This is a genomic window from Nocardioides sp. WG-D5 (genome assembly GCF_054031175.1).
Window position 1 is genome coordinate 2,319,864 of sequence record NZ_CM132928.1, and the last position, 16,941, is coordinate 2,336,804.

General features: G+C 68.8%; 18 protein-coding genes. 6 read left to right on the top strand and 12 right to left on the bottom strand.

The genetic code is table 11. The features are described 5' to 3' along the window. Positions 1 to 13 precede the first annotated feature (13 nt). The 6 genes from ACWZJV_RS11350 to lepB (ACWZJV_RS11375) all read right to left on the bottom strand — a co-directional run bounded on the left by ACWZJV_RS11350 (position 14) and on the right by lepB (ACWZJV_RS11375) (position 6,017). Complete coding sequence (locus ACWZJV_RS11350) at positions 14 to 907, bottom strand: Abi-alpha family protein (RefSeq protein WP_008360429.1); 894 nt, start codon at positions 905 to 907, stop codon at positions 14 to 16. After that, complete coding sequence (locus ACWZJV_RS11355; protein ID WP_355017707.1) at positions 904 to 2,226, bottom strand: hypothetical protein; 1,323 nt, start codon at positions 2,224 to 2,226, stop codon at positions 904 to 906. Before ACWZJV_RS11355 ends, ACWZJV_RS11350 begins: the two co-directional genes overlap by 4 nt. Before the next feature lie 95 nt (positions 2,227 to 2,321). Continuing rightward, positions 2,322 to 3,326, bottom strand: coding sequence for an Abi-alpha family protein (locus ACWZJV_RS11360; RefSeq protein WP_457181510.1), 1,005 nt, complete (start codon positions 3,324 to 3,326; stop codon positions 2,322 to 2,324). Beyond that, positions 3,323 to 4,642, bottom strand: coding sequence for a hypothetical protein (locus tag ACWZJV_RS11365; protein WP_457181511.1), 1,320 nt, complete (start codon positions 4,640 to 4,642; stop codon positions 3,323 to 3,325). The genes ACWZJV_RS11360 and ACWZJV_RS11365 overlap by 4 nt, the downstream gene beginning before the upstream one ends. Before the next feature lie 167 nt (positions 4,643 to 4,809). Continuing rightward, complete coding sequence (gene lepB / locus ACWZJV_RS11370) at positions 4,810 to 5,382, bottom strand: signal peptidase I (protein WP_457181512.1); 573 nt, start codon at positions 5,380 to 5,382, stop codon at positions 4,810 to 4,812. Next, a complete protein-coding gene (gene lepB, locus ACWZJV_RS11375; protein ID WP_457181513.1) occupies positions 5,379 to 6,017 on the bottom strand; it encodes a signal peptidase I in 639 nt (212 codons plus the stop codon). Before lepB (ACWZJV_RS11375) ends, lepB (ACWZJV_RS11370) begins: the two co-directional genes overlap by 4 nt. Positions 6,018 to 6,293: 276 nt before the next feature. On the opposite strand from lepB (ACWZJV_RS11375), the gene ACWZJV_RS11380 reads away from it, so the two are divergent. From ACWZJV_RS11380 to ACWZJV_RS11405, 6 genes are all read left to right on the top strand, one after another. Next, positions 6,294 to 6,899 carry a DUF6230 family protein gene (locus ACWZJV_RS11380; protein ID WP_040755861.1) on the top strand — a complete coding sequence of 202 codons (606 nt, stop codon included), beginning with the start codon at positions 6,294 to 6,296 and terminating at the stop codon, positions 6,897 to 6,899. Positions 6,900 to 6,983: 84 nt separating this feature from the next. Beyond that, positions 6,984 to 7,502: a DUF6114 domain-containing protein gene (locus ACWZJV_RS11385; RefSeq protein ID WP_457181514.1), complete on the top strand. Its 519-nt coding sequence runs from the start codon at positions 6,984 to 6,986 to the stop codon at positions 7,500 to 7,502. Beyond that, positions 7,499 to 8,410 carry a DUF6230 family protein gene (locus tag ACWZJV_RS11390; protein WP_196872615.1) on the top strand — a complete coding sequence of 304 codons (912 nt, stop codon included), beginning with the start codon at positions 7,499 to 7,501 and terminating at the stop codon, positions 8,408 to 8,410. The genes ACWZJV_RS11385 and ACWZJV_RS11390 overlap by 4 nt, the downstream gene beginning before the upstream one ends. Continuing rightward, positions 8,407 to 8,877, top strand: coding sequence for a DUF6114 domain-containing protein (locus ACWZJV_RS11395; RefSeq protein WP_457181515.1), 471 nt, complete (start codon positions 8,407 to 8,409; stop codon positions 8,875 to 8,877). The genes ACWZJV_RS11390 and ACWZJV_RS11395 overlap by 4 nt, the downstream gene beginning before the upstream one ends. A 6-nt stretch (positions 8,878 to 8,883) precedes the next feature. Continuing rightward, positions 8,884 to 9,873, top strand: coding sequence for a hypothetical protein (locus tag ACWZJV_RS11400; RefSeq protein ID WP_457181516.1), 990 nt, complete (start codon positions 8,884 to 8,886; stop codon positions 9,871 to 9,873). Next, entirely contained in the window at positions 9,870 to 10,628 is a 759-nt protein-coding gene (locus tag ACWZJV_RS11405) for a DUF6230 family protein (RefSeq protein ID WP_457181517.1), read from the top strand. The genes ACWZJV_RS11400 and ACWZJV_RS11405 overlap by 4 nt, the downstream gene beginning before the upstream one ends. Positions 10,629 to 10,830: 202 nt before the next feature. Here ACWZJV_RS11405 and ACWZJV_RS11410 read toward each other — a convergent pair whose 3' ends face one another. The 6 genes from ACWZJV_RS11410 to ACWZJV_RS11435 form a co-directional block, all read right to left on the bottom strand. After that, positions 10,831 to 11,265, bottom strand: coding sequence for a heat shock protein transcriptional repressor HspR (locus tag ACWZJV_RS11410; protein WP_008360413.1), 435 nt, complete (start codon positions 11,263 to 11,265; stop codon positions 10,831 to 10,833). Continuing rightward, complete coding sequence (locus tag ACWZJV_RS11415) at positions 11,265 to 12,449, bottom strand: DnaJ C-terminal domain-containing protein (protein ID WP_008360411.1); 1,185 nt, start codon at positions 12,447 to 12,449, stop codon at positions 11,265 to 11,267. Before ACWZJV_RS11415 ends, ACWZJV_RS11410 begins: the two co-directional genes overlap by 1 nt. A gap of 81 nt (positions 12,450 to 12,530) precedes the next feature. After that, positions 12,531 to 13,268: a nucleotide exchange factor GrpE gene (gene grpE / locus ACWZJV_RS11420; protein ID WP_457181518.1), complete on the bottom strand. Its 738-nt coding sequence runs from the start codon at positions 13,266 to 13,268 to the stop codon at positions 12,531 to 12,533. After that, entirely contained in the window at positions 13,265 to 15,124 is a 1,860-nt protein-coding gene (gene dnaK, locus ACWZJV_RS11425) for a molecular chaperone DnaK (RefSeq protein ID WP_008360408.1), read from the bottom strand. The genes grpE and dnaK overlap by 4 nt, the downstream gene beginning before the upstream one ends. A gap of 263 nt (positions 15,125 to 15,387) precedes the next feature. Further along, a complete protein-coding gene (locus ACWZJV_RS11430) occupies positions 15,388 to 16,239 on the bottom strand; it encodes an aldo/keto reductase (protein WP_457181519.1) in 852 nt (283 codons plus the stop codon). 39 nt (positions 16,240 to 16,278) lie between these two features. Further along, positions 16,279 to 16,875, bottom strand: a complete 597-nt coding sequence (locus tag ACWZJV_RS11435; RefSeq protein ID WP_457181520.1) for a hypothetical protein — start codon at positions 16,873 to 16,875, stop codon at positions 16,279 to 16,281. Positions 16,876 to 16,941: the final 66 nt, after the last annotated feature.

Genomic DNA, 16,941 nt, shown 5'->3' on the forward strand with positions numbered 1-16,941 from the left:
GACGACTCGGCCCTCAGGCCTTGGGCAGGTCCGCCCCGCCGGTGACCGGAGCCTGATGCTCCGGGAAGGCCGACTCGGCCGACCCCTCGTCCACGAGGGTGGTGCGCCCGAAGGCCTCGCCGAACGGCGTGAGGTGCACCGAGCGGCGCACGATCTTGGCGAACTTCACCGAGTGCAGCGCCTCCAGTACGTCGGGCTGGGCCTCGAGGACCTGGTATTCGAGAGGGTCCGACAACGGCTCCTTGGAGAACCACACCAGCCCGAGCCGGAACAGGTTGTTGAGGTAGGCCGGGACCCGCTCGGGATAGCGCACCCCACTGCGGCCGGCGATCATGTTGAGCCCCGGTGCGATCATGGTGCTGCCGACGAGACCGGCCGGTCCGCCGGTGCGTACGTCGACCGAGGGCTGCGGGCCTGCCTCCAGCAGGTAGAGCAGCATCCGGGCCTCGTCGGGCGCGAGCTCGTCGAGGATCCGGGCGTACGCAGGATGCCCCTGCTCGTCGGCCCAGACGTCGCGGGAGCGGTCGAGCAGCTCGGCACCGCGGCGGCGCAGCACCGGTAGGGAGTCCTGGGACGCCTCGGCCTCGCGCGTCCGCGCGAGCACGACGTCCTTGCCGGCGGCCTCGTAGTCGGACTCGGAGAGCTCGATCACCGGCTTGGTGCCGGGCAGGATGATCCGCGCAGCGGTGCCGGCGACGATGCCCACGGCCTCGGCCGTCTCGCGCACCAACCCGTCGCGTACGTCCTGGTCGATCACCGCCCGGGCCACCCGGACACCGGCGCGGCCGGAGGTGCGCAGCCCCCATCCGGCGGTGTGCCAGGCAGCACCCGCCGCCACCCTGGCCAGACCGGGAGCGGTGCCGGCGACGGCGGAGGCGGTCGGAAGGACCTTGCCCAGGAGGCTCATGTCGGAAAGATTAGAAGGTGAAGGAAGCCGCCCGCGAGCCCCATGATCGCGCCATGGGCGTAGAGCATCCATTCGTCCTCCTTGATCGCTGACCTCATCATGTCCACGAAGTCGCCCGGTGGGAGCTCCTTGGTGCGCCGCGCGACCAGGTCACGGATCTTGTCCGCCTGGTGACGGCTGAAGCCGGGATCGCGGAACGGCACCAGCGTACGATCCGCAGCCTCGTTGGCCACCGAGGTGCTGATCCGGTCGAACCGCTCCGAGCCGAGCGCTATCCGCACCGCACCCCGGTAAGGCCCGGCCGCCCTGTCCACCGCGGGCATCAGCGCGTTGATCAGCAGCTTGCGGGTGGCGTCGCCGCGGGGGCCGTCGAGCAGGAAATCGCCGATCCGCTCTAGCGTGATCACGTCGGTGGCGATGATGTCGGCGTAGACCTCGGCGGCCTGCTCCTGGCGGCGCGGGAAGAGGCCCTGCACTTTGATCCCCAGGATGCGCCGCGGCTCGGCGGGCTCGAAGATCAGCCACATGCCGAGCAGGTTGGTCACCCAGCCGACGACCACGCCGAGCACGGGAAGCAGCCACCAGACGTGGAAGGTCTGGTCGATCAGCGCCACCGGGATGCCGAGCAGGAAGCCGAAGATGAACCCGAAGGCGACCATCAGGTTGAGCTCGCGCTGCCCGAAGTCGCGGAAGATCCTGACCACCAGGGCGGGGTTCTTGCGGAAGTGGTCGATGACCATCAGCTTCGGGTCGAGCAGTTGGTCGATGTGTACGCCGATGTCGTCGGTGACCTTGTGCACGATCGAGGGGAGCTGCGCCTGCACCCGGACGGCGATCGCGTCCTTGACCGGCCGCGGCAGGTCGCGCCAGAGCCGCGGGTGCTCGCGCATCATGATCTGCTCGACCAGCTCGGGGACCTCCGGACGGAAGGTCTCCACGATGTGCGTGGCGATCTCCGAGGGGCCGAGCTGCTGGTAGAAGTCGCTGGGCGTGCCGAGCTTGGCGATCGCCTTGTCGACGGCGATCGAGCCCATCTTCGCGGCCCGTGCGGGGATGATGCCCTGCCAGCCGATCCCGCCCTGGGCGAAGCCCGGGACCTCCTGCAGCTTGTGCGGCAGCACCCTGGTCAGCTCGCGCAGCCCGGGCACCTGGAACCCCTTGAAGGAGAGCGGGGAGAAGAGCATGTAGAGGCCCGACCAGTTGATCAGCCAGCCGATCACTCCGGTGAAGATCGGGATGGTGATCAGCGAGAGCCAGTGGACGTGGGCAGCCCAGTCCTCGAACCAGCTGACCAGCGAGTCCTGCCACTCCGGCGACATCCGAGCTCCTTCCGCCAGAGTTCCAGACCGTCAGTATGCGTACCCTACCCACACGCGAACGCAAACACCCCGAAGCGTCTGCCATTCGGGTTGGGCTAGTCGGTTGAGGCCTCCGTGGCCGCACCCGGCGGGATCTCATGGCTCGGCAGCCGGTCGAGATCCTCGGCATCGGCGAAGCAGGCCCGGGCGAAGTCCTGCCCGAACGGGGTGAGGTGGATCGAGCGCCGCTTGATCCGGGCGCCGCCCTTGGCGTGGACGGCCTCGAGCACGTCGGGCTGCGCCTCGACCACCTGATAGCGGATGAGCTCGCTGACCGGCTCCTCGGACTGCCACACCAGACCCAGCCGGGTCAGGTTGTTCAGGTACTGCGGCACCAGCGACGGGTAGCGCACGCTGGCCTGCGCGCCGATCATGGTCAGGCCACGGGCGATCATCCGCGACCCGCGCAGGTGGCCGACCAGGCCGCCCTCGACCACGTCGACCGCCGGCTGCGGACCGTCCTTAAGCATCAGCACCAGGATCCGGGCCTCGTCGGGAGCCAGCTCGTCGAGGATGCTGACGAAGGCCGGATGGCGCTCGTTCTCGTCCCACACGTCGCGGGAGCGGCGCAGCAGCTCCTCCCCCGTACGCCGCAGGTGGTCGGGACTCGTGCCCGGCTCGACCCCGTTGACCCGAGCGGCGCGACCTTCCATCGCCGCCCTCGCCGTCTCGGCGGCCGGCAGCGCATAGCGCTCCAGCAGGCCGGTGATCGGGTTGCCCGTCGCGACCCGCTTCGCGAAGCCGGTCACCTGGCGGGCGTTGGTCGCCACGTCCTCGGTGAGCCGCACCGCCTCGTTGGGGTCGACGACCGCCTTGGCGACCCTCCCGACCCCCCGCGCGTACGTCCTCAGCCCCCACCCCGCGGTGTGGGCCACGGTGACCGCGGAGATCCTGAGCAGGCCCGGGAGCACGTCGATCGCGCCGTCGACGAGACCGCCGCCGGGCGCCGGCGTGGGCATCCGGTGCATCCCCTCACGGCCGTCGACGAGCTCCTCGGTCGGCGCGGCGTACGTCTCGGGCCGGCGGGCCCCGGGCTCGGTGTTGATGTGGAGGGCGCTCACAGCACGTTCCACCATTCGAAGACCGCCACGTGCAGGAACCCGCCCGCCAGGCCCATGATCGCCCCGTGGGCGTAGAGCAGCCACTCGTCCTCCTTGATCGCAGCTCTCATCATCTCAACGAAGGTCCTCGGAGGTAGGGCACGGCATCGGTCGGCGATCAGCCGGCGGATGTTGCAGGACTGCTGCTGGCTGAAGGCGGCGTCGCGCAGCGGGGTGAGGGTGTATTCGACGGCCTGCTCGGCGACCGAGGACCGGATCGCGTCGAACCTCCTCGTCCCGACCGCCACCCGGACCGCACCGTAGGCCGGACCGACCGCGGCGTCGACGGCGGGCTCGAGGGCCGCGGCGAGCATCTGCCGGGTGCGGTCGCCGGAGGGGCCGTTGAGGAGGTGCTCGCCGATGTGCTCGAGCGTGATCACGTCCTGGGCGATGTGCTTGCCGTAGACGTCGGAGGCCTGCCACTGCCGCCGGGCGAAGAGCGCCTGGATCTTGAACGGACCGATCCGCCTGGGCTCGGCCGGCTCGAAGATGAGCAGCATGCCGAGCAGGTTGGTCGTCCAGCCGACCAGCACACCGAGGATCGGCAGCAGCCACCAGATGTGGAAGGCCTGGTCGACGACGGCGACCGGGATGCCGAGCAGGAACCCGAAGACCGCGCCGAAGACGACCATCATCCGCAGCTCACGGGCACCGAAGTCCTTGAAGATCCGCACGATGATCGAGGGATCCTTCTCGAAGTTCTCGATCACCATGATCTTCGGGTCGAAGATCTGGTCGATGTGGTTGCCGATCTCGACGGTCACGTCACGGACGACCGCGGGCAGGCGGTCCTGGACCCGCTGGATGACGACCGTACGCAGCGGCCGCGGCAGATCACGCCAGAACCGGGGATGCTCGCGCCACATGATCTCGTCGACGAGCAACGGGATCTCCGGACGGAAGACGTCGACGATGTGGGCGGCGATCTTGTCGGGCTCGAGCTGCTCGTAGAAGTCGCGTGCGGTCGCCATCTGGGACAGCGCCCGGTCGACCGCGATGGAGCCCATCTTCGCGGCCCGCGCGGGCACGATCCCCTGCCAGCCGATCCCGCCGCGCAGGATGCCCGGGATCTCCTGGATCTTGCGCGGCAGCGAGCCGGCGATCTGCTTGAGCCCGGGCACGGTGATCCCGTGGAAGTGGATCGGCGAGAAGAGCATCCACAGACCCGACCAGTTGATCAGCCAGCCGATCACGGCGGTGAAGATCGGCACCGACCAGAACTCGAACCAGCTGAAGTCGTCTAGCAGGGACAGCCCTGCCGAAATGGTGTTTGACACAAGACCTGACCTTCATTCCCTCATCCACGAGACCGCCTCAGGTGCACGCAGTGTCGTGGTCTCCCTGGCGCGAAGGCTAGTGCACTGCTTGACAACTTGGGGCAAAATGTCCACCGATCGCTCACATACCGATCCGACGACCCTGCAGGCAGACGCGACGCGCGCAGCTACCGCGCCGAGCTCGTTTCGACGGGAGCGAGCCGGACGTCACGGGCAATCGTCCCGTTCCGACCGAGGGGGAGCATTCGGAAGACCACCCTGCCATGAACGGCGTCTGCATCGACGAAACCGAAGCTGCGCGAGTCTGTGGAGGCGCCCCAGTTGTCGCCGAGCAGCCAGTACGCGTCCTGGGGGACGGTGAGCCAGTCCTGCTCGACACCGGCCTCGGCGGACCAGGCCGGGTTGTCGACCACGTAGGTCTGCCGGTCCCTCTCGGGCCGGACCAGCACCCGCCCATCAGCGGACACCGAGACCTGGTCACCGGGCATCCCGATCACGCGCTTGAGGATCCGAGCACCGCCGGCCACGGTGCTCGGCGCGTCCGCCTCGACGACGTCGAAGCGTTCGATCTCGTCGTGGGTCCAGAACTCCAGGAACATCCGGTCCCCGTCGCGCAGCGTCGGCTCCATGCTGGTGCCGTCGACGGTGACGGAGAAGGCGAGAGCCGCGACCACCAGCACGAGCGCGGCGAACACCGCCACCCCGGCGCCGATCCCGCCCACCACGAGGACCTTCCTCACGGCCGCGCACCCAACCCGGCGACCGGCTCGGTCACCTCGACGAGCTCGACGCCACCGTCGCCGAACCCACCGAACGAACCGGCCGGCAGCAGCCGCAGCCGCGCCGTGCCGGAGACGTCGGCCACCGGGAGGAAGCCGAACGCACGGGAGTCGGTCGAGCCGCCCCAATTGTCCCCGAGGACCCACAGCGCGTCCTTCGGGACCGTCACCCAGGCGCCCGCCACGGCATTCCCGTCGTACGTCCCGTCCCGCTCGCAGCACATCCCGACCTCGTCCCCGATCCGGGTCGGCCACGCCGGGTTGTCGACCCGGAAGACGTCCTCGGACCCGGCCGGGCTCACATAGACGACCGGCAGGTCACCCCCGGCGATCGCGACCCGGTCGCCGGGCATCCCGATCACCCGCTTGACCACCTGGGAGCCACCACCGAAGCGCTCCGGGCCCGGCTCGACGCCCTGGACCAGGTCGAAGCGCTCGATCTCGTCGTTGTGCAGCGGGTCGAGCAGGATCCGCTCGCCGGAGACCAGCGTCGGCTCCATGCTCCGGCCCTTGACCGTGAAGGACCCGAACAGCGCCGCCACGACGGCCGTCATCGCGAGCAGGAACGCCACCAGGGCGACCCACCCGACAGCCACCGCGGCGGAGCCGCGTTCGTCAGCGACAGGAGCATTCAGAGGCCGTCCGGACACAACCAGGTCCCCTTTCAGGCAGAGCAAGGACAGCGCAGCCAAACCGACGCAGGAATAGCCACACTTCATAGACATTTAGGGACAAATTGTCCAGATGTGCTTGACCGTAGCACGTGGCGGCCGTCACAGTGTGGATGCCGCCCGGGGTATAGGGACCGCGGGCGGCGCACTTTTCTCGGGGTTCATCAGCCCGTGAGGGACGGGCTCACAGAGGGAGCACATATGAACAAGTTGGGGCATACCAGTCTCGGCCGCTTCGCGGCCGTCACGCTGCCGGCGGCGGTCGTCTCCGCCGGCATGGGTTACGCGATGCTGTCCGGCATGGTCGGGGCGGTCATCTCGTCCACCGGCGGTTTCAGTCTCAGCACCGACCTCACCGCCGATGCGCTGAAGATGCGCACCGGCGCCACTGAGGTCGGCTCAGCCGGCAACAACCAAGGCACGATCTACGCTCAGACCCAAGGCTCGGTCGCCAACGGGCTCAACGTGGTGACGCCCAGGGTCGAGGTCCTCCCGGGCCTGAGCCTCAACCTGGGGATCACCTCGAGCGACCCGGAGATCAACCTCGGCAACGTGGCTCTGAACGCCGCTTCGCTCAACACCCCGAGCGGCGCCACCATGGCCAACGTCACCCTGGGTCAGTCGCAGGCCGACGCCGGGTTCGATCCGGGTGGCCCCGGCTACGTGGCCGACGGCTTCGCGCTCCAGGCCGCGCAGACCGCCGGTGAGAGCGGCGAGCAGGTGCTGAACGACCTGTCGGCACAGGCGTACGCGGTGCAGCTCAGCTCGCTGAGCCTCAACAGCCTGTCGATCAGGCTCAACCCGTAACGCCTCCAACCCACCAACCAGCAGGCGTTGGCGGGCGTTCCGGAGCGCCCGCCAACGACTCAGCCCCAGCCCGCCGGAGAAGCCATGCCTGACAAGACGCCCACCGACACCGGTCCCGACGCGATGCCCGACCCCACCATGAACCCCACGGCCGACGGCCCCACGCCGCGCGGCTTCAAGCGCTTCCGGCGCACCCGCCCCTTCTGGGGCAGCCTGATCCTGCTGTGGTCGTCGTGGCTGATCGGGTCCTCGGCCCTCTCGAAACATCTCGACTTCACGATCTTCGCCGCCTTCGGCAACCAGACCCTGCCGCCGGTGCTGATCTCCTTCACCCTGGCCGCCGCGGCGCTGATCGCGATGTTCATGCCGTCGCAGCGTACGTTCCCGGGGATCGTCTCGGTCGCGCTCGCGATCGCGGCCCTCCCGCTCGCCAACCTCGGCGGACTGATCATCGGCACCGTCGCCGGCATCACCGGTGGCGCCCTGATCGTCGCCTGGACTCCTTACACCGAGGAGCAGCTGACCAAGATGGCCGAGAGGGACGCCCGCAAGCGCGCCCGCAAGGAGGCTGGCAAGCCGGCCCGGAGCGGAGCGACCGCATGAGCCCCCGCGCCCGCCGCTTCGAGCGGTCCGACCCCTGGGGCGACGAGCCCGGCGTGCGCAGCGCGTGGGGCCGGCTCACGGGACGTCTCTACCGAGCCGCGTACGCCGCCATCGACCGCGCCGCGGAGCAGTCGGCGCAGATGCAGGAGGAGGCGGAGTCCGTCCGCCGCGGCAGCCGGAAGCGCTCGCTGCCTCTGATGATCTTCGGGAGCGCCGCGCTAGTCGCGATGTTCGGCGCGGTCTCGCAGAACGCCCTGGCGGTCAACTTCACCACCGGCAACTCCAAGTTCAAGCTCTACTCCAACTACCTCGATGCGGAGCACGCGGCGGGCTATCTCGCCCCGACCAGCCGCCAGGGGGCCACCGACTGCGACGCGGACACCGCCGACGTCCAGGCGCAGTGCGGGGTCACCGAGCTCGGCATCCACCAGGCCAAGCTCGCCGGGCTGTGCGGGATCGCCACCGAGAACATCCCGCTCGTCGGGAACTACTCGCTGATGATCACCGCCGGCGACGACGTCCCGGACAGCTACAACGGCTCGTCGATCCCGACCGGCACCACCACCGACCCGAGCACGGGCAAGCTCACCAACGGCAGCCTGGACAACGCGATCTCGGCGACCAACCTGTATCTCAACTCCGACGCGCTCAGCGGCTACGGGAACAAGATCTCCGGCATGAACCTCGGCCAGTCGGCCGAGACCGTCGGCGACTCGGCCGGCCTGGCCTTCGAGGGCAACGCCAACCAGCTGCCCAAGGCAGGGGCCTTCGGCCTCTACGCCCGCCAGCTCAACGTCGCCGGCCTCAACGGCAACAGCTACGGACTCAACCTGAAGGGCAACATCACCCTGCCGGACCTGAACATCAGGGTCGTCCCCGGGACCCGGACGCAGGCGGACTGCTCATGACCGACTCACTGACGGACGACCTCGGTTTCTCCACCGACCCCGGCCCGGGAAGCGCACACCGGTCCAACCGGTTCGGCGCGCTCCTCGCAGCAGCCCGCTCGTGGTTCCGGGCGTGGCGACGTACGCGGCCCTTCTGGGGTGCGTTGTGGCTCATCGTCGCCGGCGCCTGGATCATCTACTGGATGTCCTTCGACATCGGCATCGCGCTGACCGGGGGCTGGTCCTACTCCGCCGGCTACGTCATGGGCGGCTCGCTGATCATGTTCGGCCTGGTCACGTGGCTGGCGCCGCACTACAAGTCGCTCTCGGGGGTCGTCGGGTTCCTGATCGCGCTCGGCGCCTTCCCCACCGCCAACCTGGGCGGCTTCGTCGTCGGCTCGGTCCTCGGCATCATCGGCGGCTCGATGGTCTGGTCCTGGGGCGAGAAGAAGCCGCGACCGGCCCGGCGTGGCACCTCCGGCGGCTGATCGGCGGTGGCCCACGACCTCACCGTCGGCAGGCAGCGCCTCGTCGTCATCACCGCGATCGCGCTCGTCATCATGTCCTCCGCGCTGTGGCCCTCGGCCGAGCGGGCCGGCGCGAACAGCCAGAACAACAGCTACCAGCCGTTCCAGTGCGACCAGCCCGGAAGCAGCAACCCGCAGCAGCGACGGCAGGTCGTGCCCCTCAAGAACAGCGGCGACAACGGCACGTTCCAGAGTCGCTTCTTCGGCACCCGGATGTTCCCGTGCCTGTCGGGGACGCGCTGGACCCTGACCGCCGGCGAGCCGAACGGGAGCGGCACCACCAACGTCGCCGCCGACGTACGCGGCATCTACGCCAACACCAGCGACGGCAACTGCGACAGCAACAAGGGGTTCACCTACTACTACGCCGCCACGGGCAGCATGTGCCTGTTCCAGATCGCCTTCAGCGACCTCGTCTTCCGCAGCAACGTCGCCTCCTTCGGCGCTCCGGTGCTCACCGCGAGGTCGTCGACCGCGCCCGCTCCGACCGCGAAGGTGCCGCACGCGCTTCGCATCGCTCCGGACGGTCCGTTCACCGTCGGCGGGCCGGGCGTGAAGACGAATCTGCTCACCACGGGCGACTCGTGGGTGGCGATCCCGTGGCGTACGGTCACCAACCTGGCCGGCATCCTGATCATCGCCGCCGGCCTGACCACGACCTCGCAGAAGAACACCATCTGTACGGCCGGCTGGAACGGCGACTCGTGCCGGCTGAAGATCCGCACGCTCGCCGGCGACGGCACCGGTGGCTGGAACGACCTGGTCACCGCGATCCTCAGCGGCCTGGCCGCCGGCGGCGACTACAACATCCTGGCGGCGAACCTGGAGTTCTACTACCTGTTCACCCACGACAACAACGCCGCGAACGACCCCTACGTCTACCCGCCGGGTGGCCCCACCAACCCGCTCAACTCGATCCAGCTCCCCAACACGACGATCACGGTGACCGCGGAATGAGCACGTACGGGACGCGCTGGCACCGCATGGTCGCAGCGACGACGGTGGGGCTCGGCCTGCTCGGCGCGATGGTCGTGGCGATGGGCTCCTCCGCGTCCGCGGTCTTCAGCCCCACGCTGACGATCAACAACGGCAGCTCGACGTTCTCCTCGACCAACATCCATGCCGCCGACGCGGCGTTCGGCACGGCGCTGGTGCAGACCCAGGCGGCCGCCAGCAGCGGGGGTGACTGGACGCCGGTGCTGCGTGCCGGCTTCGCCTCCGCGACGATGAACGGCTTCTGTCTCTCCCGGGTGGAGGAGGTCGGTCCGCTCGGCAGCTACACGATCAAGCTCACCGCCGGGGACGGCAACCCGGCGACCAACGAGATCAGCGCGCAGATGGCCGCCTTCGACATCACCCAGCTCCGGGCCGCGTCCTCACCCGGGGTCAACCTGCAGGGCACCGCCCAGATCGGGCTGGCTACCACCGACCTGACGACCAATCCCGGCACGGCGCCCTACGCCGCGAACCCGATGGGCGTGCCCCAGGGGTTCGACGCGAAGTGGTACCAGTCCAGCGGCAACGGCGGCCACAACAACGGCCAGGGCTTCACCGGCATCGACGCGACCGTCGCCGACCTCAACGCCGTCTACGGCGACGTCCGGCAGGCCCAGATCGAGGGCCAGGTGACCCTGCCGAACCTGGAGATCGAGCTGCTCCCGGGCAACCAGTCCTGCAAGACCGCGGCGCAGGCGGGGAAGTTCCCGAACTGAGCGTGCTCGCCTGAAATTGGAAGGACCCGGCGGGTCCGTCTCGGGTCGGCTCCACCGGGTCCGCCGCGCGTGCCCCGACCATATGGGGGTTGGTCCGACACTCGCGGCTTACTCATCAGTATGGGGGTATCGAACCAACATCGGTTTTAACCAAAACCCACAACTCGCCAACAAATCTGTCAAGCGATCAGTAGGAAAGGTGCTACCTCTGCTGGCGCCGCCAGACCACGATCGCCTGTCCGGGCGGCGCCTGACGAACCGCAGGAAGCCTGCTGGCCGGGCTCTTCGGAGCCGGAGCCGCCGCCGTCGCCTGGGCGAGCGCCTCGCGGGTCGCCGCCAGCTCGTGCAGCAGCTCCTCGTTGCGCCGCCGCAGGGCGTCGACGTGCTGCTCGAGGGCCAGGATGCGACGCACGCCCTCGATGCCGATGCCGGCCGCGGTCAGGTCGGCGATCGAACGCAGCTTCTCGATGTCGTGGAAGGAGTAGCGGCGCCCGCCACCCCCGGTGCGACCGGGGGTGATCAGGCCCATCCGCTCATAGGTGCGCAGCGTCTGCGGGTGCAGCCCGGTCAGCTCCGCGGCGACGCTGATGACGTAGACCGCGGCATCCGGGGACGGGCTGCTGAATCCGTCGCTCATCATGACTCCTCGAGAAGAGACGTACGCAGGGGCTTGCCGGCCATCGCGGCCCGATAGGCCTCGACGGCCGCCTTCGCATCGGCGTCCAGCACGGCCGGGATCTGCACCTCGACGGTCGCAAGCAGGTCACCCACGGTGCCGTCGGCGCGGCGGAACCCCTTGCCACGGACCCGGAACGTACGTCCGTTGGGGGTCCCTGCGGGGATCCGCAGCGTCACCGGCGAGCCGGAGAGGGTCGGCAGCTTGGCCTCGGCACCGAGCGCCAGCTCGTCGAAGCCGACCGGCACGTCGATGGTGAGGTTGTCGTCCTTGCGGCCGAAGACACGGTGGGGCGTGACGTGCACCGTGACGTAGAGGTCACCGGCGGGGCCGCCGTTCTCACCGGCGGCGCCCTTGCCCTTGAGCCGGATCCGCTGGCGGTCCTTGACGCCGGCCGGGATGCGCGCCTGGATGGTGCGCGCGGAGGTGCCGCGACCGGAGCCGTGGCAGGTCGGGCAGGCCTCGTCGTAGATCAGCTGACGGCCACCGCAGCGCGGGCAGGTCTCGTTCATCGAGAACGCGCCGCCCACGGAGTTGACCACGTAGCCCGCACCCTCGCACTCGGGACAGACCCGCGGCTTGGTGCCGGGCTTGCCACCGGTGCCGTTGCAGTCGGGGCAGGCGGCGTCCGAGGTCAGCCGCAGCGAGATGGTCACGCCGTCGAGCGCGTCGGTGAACCCGATCGTGGCGCTCGTCTCGACGTCGGCACCCTTGATCGGCCGAGCCCTCGGGGCCGTACGCCGCCCACCGAAGCCTCCGCCGGCGCCACCGCCGAACAGGTCGCCGAACATGTCGCCGAGCCCGCCGGTCTGAGCACCGCCGCCACCGAAGAGGTCCTCGAAGTTGTAGCCGCGGCCGCCCCCGCCGCCGAAACCGCCCGGGAAGCCGCCGGTGGCACCCAGGGTGCGCACCTCGTCGTACTTCTTGCGCTTCTCGGCGTCCCCGACGACGTCGTAGGCCTCGGCGACCTTCTTGAACTTCTCGTGCTTGGCCTCGTCGCCCGGGTTGGAGTCGGGGTGGTTGGCCCGCGCGAGCTTGCGATAGGCCTTCTTGATGTCGTCGCTCGAGGCGTCCTTCTTGACACCCAGCTCGGCGTAGTAGTCCTTGTTGATCCAGTCCGACCGGATCCCGTCGTTCTCAGCCACCTAGCCCCTCCTCCCTTCTTCTCGGTGGCCGAGCCTGCCGGTCTCCCGGCAGGCTCGACCACCCATCGTTGTCACTCCGGGTCACTCCGGGTCGACGACCAGGACCTGCGCGGCCCTGACCACCCGGTCGCCGATCATGTAGCCGGCCTTGGCGACCAGCTTGACCGAGGTCTCCTCGACCTCCGGGTCGGTGCCCATGTGGCTGAGCGCCTCGTGACGGTTGGGGTCGAAGACGTCGCCCGGCTCACCGAACTTCTTCAGACCCAGGTTGGTCACGATCTTCTCGAGCTGGTCGGCGACGGCCTTGAAGCCGCCCTCGACCTCGCCGTGCTCGCGGGCACGGTCGATGGTGTCGAGCACCTCCACGATCGGAGTGAGCACCTTGTAGGTCGCGTTCTGCGAGACCAGCTCGCGGTCACGGTCGACCCGCTTCTTGTAGTTGACGTACTCGGCCTGGAGACGCTGCAGGTCGGTGGTCAGCTCGGCGACGCGCTTGTCGACCTCGTCGGCGGCATCGCCCATGAGGTCCACCTCGCTCTCGTCGATGATCACGTCTGCCTCGTCCTCGGTCTCGTCGTCCTCGTCCTTGTCCTCGTCGTCGGTCGACTCCTCGACGGCCTCCTCGTCGGAGGCCTTCTTGTCGGAGCCGGCGTCGGCGGAGCCGTCCGCGTCCGAGGCGTCGCCGTCAGCAGCGTCCACCTCGGCGTCCTCGGTCGACTCCTCGCCGGCCTCTGTCGCAGTGTCGGTCTCGGGCGGCGGGGACTCGGAGGCCGTCTCCTCGACGACCTCCTCCGCCCCGCCGGGGCGGCGCTTGGTCACTTCTTGTCGCCCTCTTCGCCCTCGACGGGCTCGTCGACGATCTCGGCGTCGACGACGTCGTCGTCGGCCTCGCCGGTGGCACCGGTGGCACCGCCGGCAGCGGACTGCTCGGCCTCGGCCGCGGCGTACATGGCCGCACCCATCTTCTGCGAGGACTCACCGAGCTTGGTGATCGCGGTCTGGATGGCGTCCTTGTCGGCCTCGGTGTCCTCGAGGACCTTCTTCAGCGCGTCCAGGTCGGCCTGCACCTCGGTCTTCACGTCGTCCGGGACCTTGTCGCCGGAGTCGGTGATGAACTTCTCGGTGGTGTAGACGAGGCTGTCGCCCTGGTTGCGGATCTCGATGGACTCGCGACGCTTGGCGTCCTCCTCCGCGTACTGCTCCGCCTCCTTGACCATGCGGTCGATGTCGTCCTTCGACAGCGCGGAGCCGCCGGAGATCGTCATGGACTGCTCGCGGCCCGAGGCCTGGTCCTTGGCGGAGACGTGCACGATGCCGTTGGCGTCGATGTCGAAGGTGACCTCGATCTTCGGCACGCCACGCGGCGCCGGCGGGAGACCGGTGAGCTCGAAGTTGCCCAGCGGCTGGTTCTCCGACCACATCGGGCGCTCGCCCTGGGCGACCTTGATCTCGACGCTCGGCTGGTTGTCGTCAGCCGTGGTGAAGATCTCGGAGCGCTTGGTCGGGATGGTGGTGTTGCGCTCGATCAGGGTGGTGAAGACACCGCCCTTGGTCTCGATGCCGAGGCTCAGCGGGGTGACGTCGAGGAGCAGGACGTCCTTGACCTCACCCTTCAGCACGCCGGCCTGCAGCGCGGCGCCCACGGCGACGACCTCGTCGGGGTTGACGCCCTTGTTGGGCTCCTTGCCACCGAGCAGGCTCTTGACCAGGTCGGTGACGGCGGGCATACGGGTCGAACCACCGACCAGGACGACGTGGTCGATGTCCTTGAGGGCGACACCGGCGTCCTTGAGGACCGACTCGAACGGCTTCTTGGTGCGGTCGAGCAGGTCCGCGGTGATCTTCTGGAACTCAGCCCGGGTCAGGGTCTCCTCGAAGTGGAGGGGGCCGGACTCACCGTGGGTGATGTAGGGCAGGTGGATCGAGGTGTTCTGGCTCGAGGAGAGCTCGATCTTCGCCTTCTCGGCGGCCTCCTGGAGGCGCTGCGCGGCGATCTTGTCCTTGGACAGGTCGACGCCGTTGGCGGCCTTGAACTTGTCGACCATCCACGTGACGATCGCGTTGTCCCAGTCGTCACCACCGAGGTGGTTGTCACCGGAGGTCGCCTTCACCTCGACGACGCCCTCACCGATCTCGAGCAGGGAGACGTCGAACGTACCGCCACCGAGGTCGAAGACCAGGATGGTCTGGTCGTCGCCCTTGTCGAGGCCGTAGGCCAGCGCCGCGGCGGTCGGCTCGTTGACGATGCGGGAGACGTTGAGGCCCGCGATCTCACCGGCCTCCTTGGTGGCCTGGCGCTGCGCGTCGGAGAAGTAGGCGGGGACGGTGATGACCGCGTCGGTCACCGTCTCACCGAGGTAGGCCTCGGCGTCGCGCTTGAGCTTCTGCAGGACGAACGCGCTGATCTGCTGCGGCGTGAAGTCCTTGTCGTCGATGGTCACCTTCCAGTCGGTGCCCATGTGACGCTTGACCGACTTGATCGTACGGTCGACGTTGGTGACGGCCTGGCGCTTGGCGACCTCGCCGACCAGCACCTCACCGGACTTGCTGAACGCGACCACGGAAGGCGTCGTACGGGCGCCTTCGGCATTCGCGATGACGGTGGCCTCGCCACCCTCCAGAACCGAGACGACCGAGTTGGTGGTCCCGAGGTCGATACCGACGGCACGTGCCATCTTTGCTACCTCCGCTTGTTGAAGCTGTGTGTATGTGGATCCGGGGAGCCCGGAAGACTGGTTGGTCTGCGCCGACCCCGCGGCTGCTGCCGCCGAGTGTTGCAAACAAGTTGAGTCGGTTCAACTCAACTTCGTTCACTGTCCACAACGAAGACCCTACGCCCCCTATTCCAGTCCACCCAGAATCAGGCCGAGTCGGCTCGTCCTGACCGAAAACTCCGTCGGGCCGACTCGTCATGACGAGCCGGCCCGACGGGGAGGGATCAGAAGGACGGGATCCAGTCGAAGGTGTCCGGGTTGGGGCCGGAGCGGCCGGACTCGCCCTTGTCGAGGGCAGCGAGGGCGGCGACCTGGTCGGCGCTCAGCTCGAAGTCGAAGATAGCGAGGTTCTCCTCGAGCCGCTCGCGGCGTACGGACTTGGGGAAGACGATGTCGCCGCGGTCGATCTGCCAGCGGAGCAGGACCTGGGCGGGCGACTTGCCGTGCGCGGAGGCGATCTCGGCGACCACCGGGTCGGTGAGCTCGCCGCCGCCCTGGCCGAGCGGCGACCACGCCTCGACCTTCGCACCCTGGGCCAGGGTGGCGGCGCGCGCGGCCTCGTTGGCGAAGTAGGGGTGGACCTCGATCTGGTTCACCGCGGGCGCGACGCCGGTCTCGGCGACGATCTTCTCGAGGTGGGCGGGCTGGAAGTTGGAGACTCCGACGGAGGTGGTGAGGCCCTCCTCGCGGAGGCCGACGAGCGCCTCCCAGGTCTTCGCGTACGTCCCGTCGTACTGCGTCGGGAGCGGCCAGTGGATCAGGAACAGGTCGACGCGGTCGAGACCGAGCAGCTCCAGGGACTTCTCGAGCGATGCCTTGGCCTTGGCAGGGTCGTGCTGGGAGTTGTTGAGCTTGGTGGTGACGTAGACGTCCTCGCGGGCGAGTCCGGCGCTCTTCAGCGCGGCGCCGACACCGGCCTCGTTCTGGTACATCTGCGCGGTGTCGATGTGGCGGTAGCCGACCTCGAGAGCCTGACTCACCACCTGCTCGGCCTCGTCCTGAGGGACCTGCCAGACGCCGAGACCGAACTGCGGGATCGAAGTGCCGTCATTGAGCTTGATCGTGGGAACCGTCATGTCCCCATACAACCAACCGGGTCCAGCCCTATTCCAGCCTCAGCCGATCGTCACGCTCACCACGTTGGAGAAGGTGCCGGTGTCGACGTCCTTCATCCGGAACTCGTGCTTCCCCGTCCGGCCGGACTGGATCACGGTCGAGAACTGCTCGCCGGTGACCGGTACGTCGGGGATGCCGAAGTCCTCCCAGCCCTTGCCGTCGTTGCGCTCCAGACGGAGGATCGCACCCTCGCCGCCGGGGTAGATCCCGCTGATGTCGATCCGCTCCATCGGCTTCGCCGCGACGGTGCCGACCTGGAGGGTGATCTCCTTCTTCGCCGGCCTCGCCGCGACCGTCTTGGACGCAGACGGGCTGGAGGAGGTGGTGGCCGACTGCTTCTTCGGAGTGCTCGTGGGCGAGGCGCGCAGCGTGATCGCCGGACCGGACGCGGTCTTGGTCGGCTTGGGCGACGGGGCGTAGAGCGAGGCGCCCGCACCCGGGTCGGTGGCCTGGTCCCCGGCGGCGCCACCGCCGCCGAGTCCCATGACGTTGGCACCGATGAACATCCCGATCCCGATGATCAGCCCGACCCCGACGGCCACCGCCACGAGGGCGGTGACACCGGCCGCGATCGGGTGCTGCTGGCCCTGCTTCACATCTGCTCCTCGACGTCCGGCCACAACTGTCCCTGACCGACGTGTGGTGATGGTGACAATTCAGCC

Bases quoted from the DNA above. Each gene is read 5' to 3' on its own strand.
- ACWZJV_RS11350 (WP_008360429.1), bottom strand. From the start codon at position 907: ATGAGCCTCCTGGGCAAGGTCCTTCCGACCGCCTCCGCCGTCGCCGGC.
- ACWZJV_RS11355 (WP_355017707.1), bottom strand. From the start codon at position 2,226: ATGTCGCCGGAGTGGCAGGACTCGCTGGTCAGCTGGTTCGAGGACTGG.
- ACWZJV_RS11380 (WP_040755861.1), top strand. From the start codon at position 6,294: ATGAACAAGTTGGGGCATACCAGTCTCGGCCGCTTCGCGGCCGTCACG.
- ACWZJV_RS11385 (WP_457181514.1), top strand. From the start codon at position 6,984: ATGCCTGACAAGACGCCCACCGACACCGGTCCCGACGCGATGCCCGAC.
- ACWZJV_RS11390 (WP_196872615.1), top strand. From the start codon at position 7,499: ATGAGCCCCCGCGCCCGCCGCTTCGAGCGGTCCGACCCCTGGGGCGAC.
- ACWZJV_RS11395 (WP_457181515.1), top strand. From the start codon at position 8,407: ATGACCGACTCACTGACGGACGACCTCGGTTTCTCCACCGACCCCGGC.
- ACWZJV_RS11405 (WP_457181517.1), top strand. From the start codon at position 9,870: ATGAGCACGTACGGGACGCGCTGGCACCGCATGGTCGCAGCGACGACG.
- ACWZJV_RS11410 (WP_008360413.1), bottom strand. From the start codon at position 11,265: ATGAGCGACGGATTCAGCAGCCCGTCCCCGGATGCCGCGGTCTACGTC.
- dnaK (WP_008360408.1), bottom strand. From the start codon at position 15,124: ATGGCACGTGCCGTCGGTATCGACCTCGGGACCACCAACTCGGTCGTC.
- ACWZJV_RS11430 (WP_457181519.1), bottom strand. From the start codon at position 16,239: ATGACGGTTCCCACGATCAAGCTCAATGACGGCACTTCGATCCCGCAG.